We start from the raw sequence: 7,920 nt of genomic DNA on the forward strand, positions 1-7,920 counted from the left end.
TTATTGTCCAGAATTTTTCCGAGTATAATTGAGCAAGCCTCCTGCCAGTATGACTTCCTTTAACCTGGGCGAAAGATTCAACCCCACCTTTATCTCCTTATTCTTAGTGAGATTTTTAACGATGATCACGTTGCCTTGCCTTATCTGCCCAATGGCATTTTCAATGACAAGGCGATCATCCTGATCAATATCATCATAATCCTTTTCATCCACAAATGTCAAAGGCAATATCCCCGAATTTATAAGGTTTGCCATGTGAATTCTGGCAAAAGATTTTGCTATTACACCTTTTATCCCGAGGTACAAAGGCACCAAAGCTGCATGCTCCCTGCTGGAACCCTGCCCGTAATTGTGCCCGGCCACTAGGAAACCGCCACCCGCTTTCCTGGCGCGCTCGGGAAAATCTTTATCCACCAAAGTAAGGCAATAATCGGCAAGATAAGGTATATTAGACCGGTAAGGCAACAGCTTGGCATTGGATGGCATGATGTGGTCGGTAGTGATGTTGTCCTCCATCTTAAGCAATACCGTGCCCTCTACTATATTGGGAAGTTCCTTGTTGACAGGGAAAGGCTTGATGTTGGGCCCCCGTACCACTTCTACATGTACCCCTTCGGGTGCAGGCGGAATGATCCCGTTGTCGTTTATCTCGAAGGCATCGGGCATTTCGACCTCAGGATACTCGCCCAGAGTACGAGGGTCGGTCAACACGCCGGTCAGGGCGGTAGCAGCCGCCACCTCGGGGCTGGTCAAATAAACCTTTGCGCTTGGCGTTCCGCTTCTCCCGTAGAAGTTGCGGTTAAAGGTCCGCACCGACACCCCATTGGTAGCTGGCGCCTGTCCCATGCCGATACACGGCCCACAGGCACACTCCAGAATGCGTGCACCAGCTGCTATCAGGTCGGCCAGGGCTCCGTTGCGTGCCAGCATGGTAAAAACCTGCTTGGATCCAGGAGCAATCACCAGGCTGACATCGGGATGCACCGTTTTACCTTTGAGTATCTTAGCCACGCGCATTAGATCCAAATAGGAGGAATTAGTACAGCTTCCAATTGCCACTTGGTCAACTTTGATAGGCCCAACATTCCTTACGGTGTCTACGTTGTCAGGGCTATGGGGCTGCGCTACCAGCGGCTCCAATGCGCTCAGGTCAATCTCGATCTCCTCATCATACTGAGCATCAGGATCAGCCTCAAGGGGAATCCATTCGTGTTCGCGCCCCTGCGCCCTCATGAAAGCTCTGGTCACCTCATCGCTGGGAAATATGGAGGTAGTGGCACCCAGCTCTGCACCCATATTGGCTATGGTAGCCCTCTCGGGCACCGTCAGTGTGGCAACGCCTTCGCCGGCATATTCCATGACCTTGCCCACACCGCCTTTAACGGTAAGCCTTCTTAACAGCTCCAAGATGATGTCTTTGGCGCTTACCCACGGTTGCAGCTTTCCCTTAAGCCAAACCCTGCATACCTTGGGCATGGTGAGATAATAAGGTCCTCCTGCCATGGCTACCGCCACATCCAGCCCTCCAGCCCCGATAGCCAGCATGCCGATTCCACCGGCTGTGGGCGTATGGCTGTCAGAACCCAGCAACGTCCATCCCGGCCTGGCAAAACGCTCCAGATGTACCTGGTGACAAATCCCATTACCGGGCCTGGAGAAATATATACCGTATTTGGCTGCCACCGTTTGAATGTATTTGTGGTCATCGGCATTTTCAAAACCCGTCTGAAGGGTATTGTGGTCTATATAAGCCACCGATTTTTTGGTCCTCACCCGCGGCACGCCCATGGCCTCAAACTGAAGATAAGCCATGGTTCCAGTTGAATCCTGCGTCAGAGTCTGGTCAATGGAAATGGCTATCTCCTCTCCGGGTATCATTCTGCCGGATACGAGATGGCTTTCTATGATTTTCTGCACTATATTTTTGCCCATTATCAATCCCCCTTTGCCAAAATAAAAGCCATATACCATGGTCACATTAATTGTATACAATTATACAAACTATGTCAACGAATTTGTGGCCCATAAACGCTGCTCCGCAACTTATAAGATGAAAAGGGTAATAAAGTCTTATTTTACCAATCTATATATTATGATATAATAAAAATAAAATCATGTTGAAAACATGACAAAAAGGAGGCATATGGAAATGCTGGAACGGTTAAAACAGAAAATCACGGAATTGGCCATACAACAACCGTTTATATTTGCAGCAGTACTGGCAGCAGTAGCTACCATACTAGAAAAGCTTATCATGCCACACCTCAGCATCATAAGCGTCATCATCCTACTCTTATTCAAATTGGCCATACTGGAACTCATAGCTTACTTACTGATGAAAGCAGTACGCTCAAAGGTAGAATCCATAGCCTACATAATGGATCGCATAAAGAACAGGGACCTCTCCTACACGGTGGACTTTTCGGGGTTTGAAGACCTGCAAGCAGTATCAACCAGTTTCAACAACATGATAGCTGACCTCAAATCCATAATGTCTTCATTGAAAAACATTACCAGACGATTGGTGGAGGCATCAGAGCTTTTAACCACCAACACCACCAGGGTTAATCAGGCCATTGATGATATATCGGCATCCATGAACGAGATCGCCCACGGGGCCTCAGAACAGGCTGCAGAGGCCGAAAGAGGTGTAAACTTAATAACCAGCCTATCAGAACAGATCCAACTAGTATATGAAAATACCAACAAAATGGTGGAAGATTCTAACCATATGCGCGCATTAAATGAACAGGGCCTTGAAGCGGTCAAAACCTTGCGCCAATCCAATGAACAAAGTCAGACAGCCGCTACCAAAGTGCTGGAATTTATCAATTCGTTTGTCGAGAAGTCCAAGAACATAGGGGAATTTGTCAGCACCATCAACAATATAGCAGAGCAGACCAACCTGCTAGCCCTCAATGCGGCCATAGAAGCTGCCAGAGCGGGAGAAGCCGGTCGAGGCTTTGCGGTTGTGGCCGATGAGGTCAGAAAACTAGCCGATGCCACCAAAAAAGCCACCGAACAGGTGGAACAAATCATGTCAAACATCATAGAGGAAGCCGATAAAGCGTCGACAATAGTGGATTCGGTAAGTGCCGTCATGGAAAACCAAGTAAAAGCGGTGGACAACACCTACGAAGCGTTCCATACCATAGCGGAAGGCATCGAAAATATAATAAGCCGCATAAACAACATAAGTAAATCCATGGCTGCCATAGAAGAGGATAAGAATAAGGTGATAGATGCCATACAGAACATCTCGGCTGTCTCCCAGCAGGCTGCCGCCGCCAGCCAGGAAGTAGCAGCCAGCACCACCGAACAGAGAAGCGTAATAGAGCAAATCGCATCCTATTCAAGAACCCTAAACGAGCTATCCCTGGAGCTCCGTAAATACGTTGATATCTATAAAATATAAATGGCATGATACCCCAACGGCATTTATGCGTTTATCCTTAACAAATACAGGCAAACAATAACAGGCCACACAAGAGTTTTATGCTCATCAAGGATAGCTAAATAAAATGCCCTGGATTTTGCTAAAGTGCATCATCCAGGGCATTTCCATATCAAAATCAAAGATAAATCATCATAGGTCAATCAGGTCATCTATGTCAACCGGCATTCCCGTCCTTATGGACTTGTTGGCCGCAATGCCCGTCAATATGGACATAGCACCGTCTATATGCGATGCCGCTCTGTTGAAGGGATCTTCAGCCGGAGTGCCAAACAGGTAGTTGAGCATTATGGGATCGGCTCCGCCATGGCCTCCCTCTCCCTCCTCAATGGGCACGTTGTAGGGCGCTCCAAACATCGGGAATACCGTGATGCTCTTCTTCCTTACAGCACCCTCCTCTGTTACATCGCCGCCAGCATTTATATAGGTGTTCTCCACCACCGTGGCCTGTATACGCCCTTTATTGCCGTTGAAGGCTATCCTGAAGCCTTCCCATGGCATATAAGCATTAAGCGAATAGGTCATGATGGCATTGTTCTTGTAGCGAACCATGACTGCCATGGTATCCTCAATGCTTATACCATCGCCAAACACGCTCTGGTCCCGCAAGTAACCATCTTCCTTTTCGGCATCCAGGTACATGGCTTTAAGCTGAGGATTCTTCTCCAGATGGATGGCAAAGGGGTCGTCCTTGGCAATCTCACTGCCGTATGCCCGATAGTAGAACTTGTATATGCCTCGCTTTTCGGCATTTTCACGGCCGTAGAACATGAGGTCTCCCATGCTGAATACCGTCTTGGGCTGGGTATTGAGCCAGAAGTTGACCAGGTCGAAGTGATGGGTAGCCTTGTGAACCAGCAATCCACCGCTGTTGCGCTTGTCCCTGTGCCAACGCCTGAAGTAATCGGCACCGTGGCGGGTATCCAGCAGCCATTCAAAGTGCACCGATAGCACATCGCCTATGGTGCCATTCATGATAAGCTCCTTTATCTTTGTGTTATGAGGTGCATAGCGATAGTTAAAGGTTACCCTCAAATTCTTGCCGGTCCTCTTGACCGCATCCAGTATTGCCTGGCATTTCACCTCGTCTATGGTCATGGGTTTCTCGGTTATTACATCGCAGCCTAGCTCCATGGCCCGAATGATGTAAATATGATGGGTGCGATCAATGGAAGTAACGATAACTACGTCCGGTTTTTCATTTTTGATCATGTCATCGAATTGATCAGGGGTATAAGTATTCACCGGCTTTGCTCCGTATTCCTCCTGCAAAACCTTGTTGGCATAATCCATGCGTACCCTATTTATATCGCAAAAACCGACCAGCTCGCAGGTATCCTTAAATGTGCTAGCAATGGCTCCGTAATACAACCTGGCCCTGCCGCCTATACCTACCATGGCATATCTCTTTCTTCTAGCCATATCTTATTACCTCCTTTTCAAATTCACATCTCTTTTTTCATCCATTATAGAGCAATATTTTTATAACTTCTGCTTATTTTTTGCTTAATTCCATAAAAATACTACATATTTTGCTTTATAAATCGGCAAATTTGAGTTAATATTTAATTGGAAGGGAGGATAAAGGAAAAATGGTACCACACACCCTCCAGGAGGAAAGGTGTACTACATTTTTAATAAACGTTACCCATTCGAAGAGACAGGGACATTTTACCATGCCGGTTCAGCATTACCATCAACATTATGAAATATATTATCTGCTAAACGGTGAAAGAAACTATTTCATTCAGGACAGAATCTACACCGTAAAAAAGGGCAATATAGTTCTCATATACAAAAATGTAGTTCACAGAACCATTGACAGCTCCATCCCCGACCACGAAAGGCTTTTAGTAGAATTTTCAGACGAGGCCTTGAATGCCCTATCTCCCGAGGAGAAAAACCTACTCCTGCAGGTCTTCGACATGGACAGGCCAGTTATCAGGTTGGAACCTTATGAACAGATGATGGTGGAACACCTGCTCAATAAGATGTTGCAGGAAAGACAAGCAAAAACGCTGGGAGCCAGCATCTGCCTCAAAGCCTATCTAATTGAGCTTCTGGTTTTGCTCCTACGCTTCAGGGAACAAAAAAGAAAGGCGCTGGCAGAGGCTATCGAAACGCCCAACCCCCTGCATCAAAAGATTTTGGAGATTGTACAGTATATCAACAACCATTACAGCGATGAGATCAGCCTCAATGCGCTGTCCAAAACCTTCTATATAAGCCCATATTACCTGAGCAGAACATTTAAACGGGTAACAGGTTTCAATTTGGTGGAATATTTAAACCTCATAAGGGTAAAGGAAGCTCAAAAACTACTGCAAAGCACCAATTTAAAAATCATAGATATAGCTCAAAGGGTAGGGTTTGGAAGCGTAGCACACTTTGGAAGGACCTTCAAGAGCATCACTTCCCTATCCCCGTCCGATTATAGAAAAAGCGTCAACCTTGGCAGAAAACTGGCAGCACGACGTTAATTCTATTTAAGCAACTTTAGCTTTTCAAAATTTTTTATATAAATTCAAAATTTCTAAAAATAGTTCTTGAAACCCTTAAATAAAAAGTTTATCCTCCTATATAGAACGTAATTAATTTTAACGATGTAATTTTAGCAATGGAGGTACAGCGCTATGGCAATAACAAAAGAAGTGATCAAATACATTGCAATGCTGGCAAGGCTGCAGCTTAACGAAGAGGAGGAAAGCAGCATGGTTTCTGACATAAACAGAATCATCTCCTATTTCGACAAGCTAAAAGAACTCGATACATCCAATATAGATGCTATGGAATTTTTGAGCATGGACGAGGACGCCTTCGAAAAGGCTTTGCGCGACGATGTAGTAGACAAGTCCTATGACAGGGAAGAGCTTTTGCACCCCGAAGAGGAGAAGGGCTCGGAGTACTTTACCGTACCGCGGGTGGTCGAATAATATCAAGAATTTTAGACAAACCATCCTTAGGTTCTCCGTTATCTTCATACCTTCAAGAGCCAGACAAAGCCTAAAAGATTAAAAAGCTTTGTTCACAAATCTTATTCTAAACGGTAAACATTTAACGCTTAACAGAACGGAGGGAAACTCGTGAAACTTCATGAATACACCATAACTCAGCTTCATGAATTGATAAGCAAAAAAGAGGTCAGCGTGCCTGAACTTACCAGACACATGCTGGACAGAATTAGCAGGTTGGATTCAAAGCTGGGGTGCTATATAACCGTAACCGAAGAGCAGGCCATGGAACGGGCCGAAAAGGTTCAAAAGATGATAGACGAGGGCGCTTTAAACTCCCCCCTGGCGGGCATACCCATGGCCATTAAGGACAACATATGCACCAAGGGTATACCCACCACCTGCGCATCCAAGATGCTAGGCAATTTCGTGCCGCCTTACGATGCCCATGTGGTCAAAAAGCTTTACGACAACGGAGCGGTGGTGCTCGGCAAGCTCAACATGGACGAGTTTGCCATGGGAAGTTCCACAGAGAGCTCATACTTTAAGAAGACCAAAAATCCATGGAACACAGAAAGAGTACCAGGCGGATCGAGCGGCGGATCGGCAGCCGCAGTAGCTGCAGGCGAGGCTATATACGCCTTAGGCTCGGACACCGGCGGTTCCATAAGGCAACCGGCCTCCTTTTGCGGCTGCGTCGGTTTAAAGCCGACGTACGGCCTGGTTTCAAGGTTCGGCCTTGTAGCCTATGCGTCCTCCTTCGACCAGATAGGCCCCTTAGCTAAGACGGTAGCCGATTGTGCACTGATTTTAAACGCTATAGCCGGCCATGACCCCATGGATTTGACCTCTTCAAGAAGGCAGCATCCCGACTACACAAAAGCGCTTATCAACGACATCAAGGGGATGAAAATCGGCATACCCCGTGAATTCATCGCCGATAACGTGCAAAAGGACGTAAGGGATGCCGTGCTCAACGCCGCCAAGGTGTTCTCAAGTCTAGGAGCAGAGTGCGAGGAAATTTCCATCCCCATCATGGAGTATGTGGTGCCCACATATTACATAATAGCCCTGGCCGAAGCCAGCTCCAACCTGGCCAGATACGACGGCGTAAAGTTCGGTTACCGAACTGCCAATCCCAAGGATATGCTGGACTTCTGCATGCGGTCAAGGAGCGAGGGATTTGGTACCGAAGTGAAGCGCAGGATACTGCTGGGCACCTATGTATTGAGCTCGGGACATTATGACGCATATTACAAAAAGGCTCTCAAAGCCAGAGCCCTCATAACCCGTGAGTTTAACAAAGTTTTCGAGAAATACGACGTCATCATAGGCCCTGTAGCCCCAACAACGGCTTACAGGATAGGCGAGAAGATAAACGACCCGGTTCAAATGTATATGGAGGACATATTCACCGTCCCCGTCAATGTCGCCGGGCTTCCCGCCATATCAATCCCCTGCGGATTTGACAGCAGCTCCTTGCCCATAGGGCTTCAGATCATAGCAAACCGATTT

At 46.8% G+C, this 7,920-nt stretch carries 6 protein-coding genes; 4 read left to right on the forward strand and 2 right to left on the reverse strand.

Going from position 1 to position 7,920, the window contains the following annotated elements:
- Complete coding sequence (locus tag FWJ59_RS00780) at nt 1-1,932, reverse strand: aconitate hydratase (RefSeq protein ID WP_414480076.1); 1,932 nt, start codon at nt 1,930-1,932, stop codon at nt 1-3.
- Between the two features lie 217 nt (nt 1,933-2,149).
- On the opposite strand from FWJ59_RS00780, the gene FWJ59_RS00785 reads away from it, so the two are divergent.
- Nucleotides 2,150-3,415: a methyl-accepting chemotaxis protein gene (locus FWJ59_RS00785; protein ID WP_414480077.1), complete on the forward strand. Its 1,266-nt coding sequence runs from the start codon at nt 2,150-2,152 to the stop codon at nt 3,413-3,415.
- A gap of 171 nt (nt 3,416-3,586) precedes the next feature.
- Here the strand turns inward: FWJ59_RS00785 and FWJ59_RS00790 are convergent, their stop codons facing one another.
- Nucleotides 3,587-4,876 (reverse strand): Gfo/Idh/MocA family protein, encoded by a 1,290-nt coding sequence (locus FWJ59_RS00790; RefSeq protein ID WP_414480078.1) that lies wholly within the window; start codon nt 4,874-4,876, stop codon nt 3,587-3,589.
- 170 nt (nt 4,877-5,046) lie between these two features.
- Here FWJ59_RS00790 and FWJ59_RS00795 point away from each other — a divergent pair, with 170 nt between their 5' ends.
- The 3 genes from FWJ59_RS00795 to gatA all read left to right on the forward strand — a co-directional run.
- On the forward strand, nt 5,047-5,934 hold the full coding sequence (locus FWJ59_RS00795) for a helix-turn-helix domain-containing protein (protein WP_414480079.1): 888 nt from the start codon (nt 5,047-5,049) through the stop codon (nt 5,932-5,934).
- A gap of 153 nt (nt 5,935-6,087) precedes the next feature.
- On the forward strand, nt 6,088-6,387 hold the full coding sequence (gatC, locus tag FWJ59_RS00800; protein ID WP_414480080.1) for an Asp-tRNA(Asn)/Glu-tRNA(Gln) amidotransferase subunit GatC: 300 nt from the start codon (nt 6,088-6,090) through the stop codon (nt 6,385-6,387).
- Nucleotides 6,388-6,537: 150 nt separating this feature from the next.
- On the forward strand, nt 6,538-7,920 hold a 1,383-nt coding region (gene gatA, locus FWJ59_RS00805), incomplete at its 3' end, for an Asp-tRNA(Asn)/Glu-tRNA(Gln) amidotransferase subunit GatA (protein WP_414480081.1).

It is taken from the genome of Caldicoprobacter sp. (assembly GCF_047459465.1).
In the GTDB taxonomy this organism is placed as follows: Bacteria; Bacillota; Clostridia; order Caldicoprobacterales; family Caldicoprobacteraceae; genus Caldicoprobacter.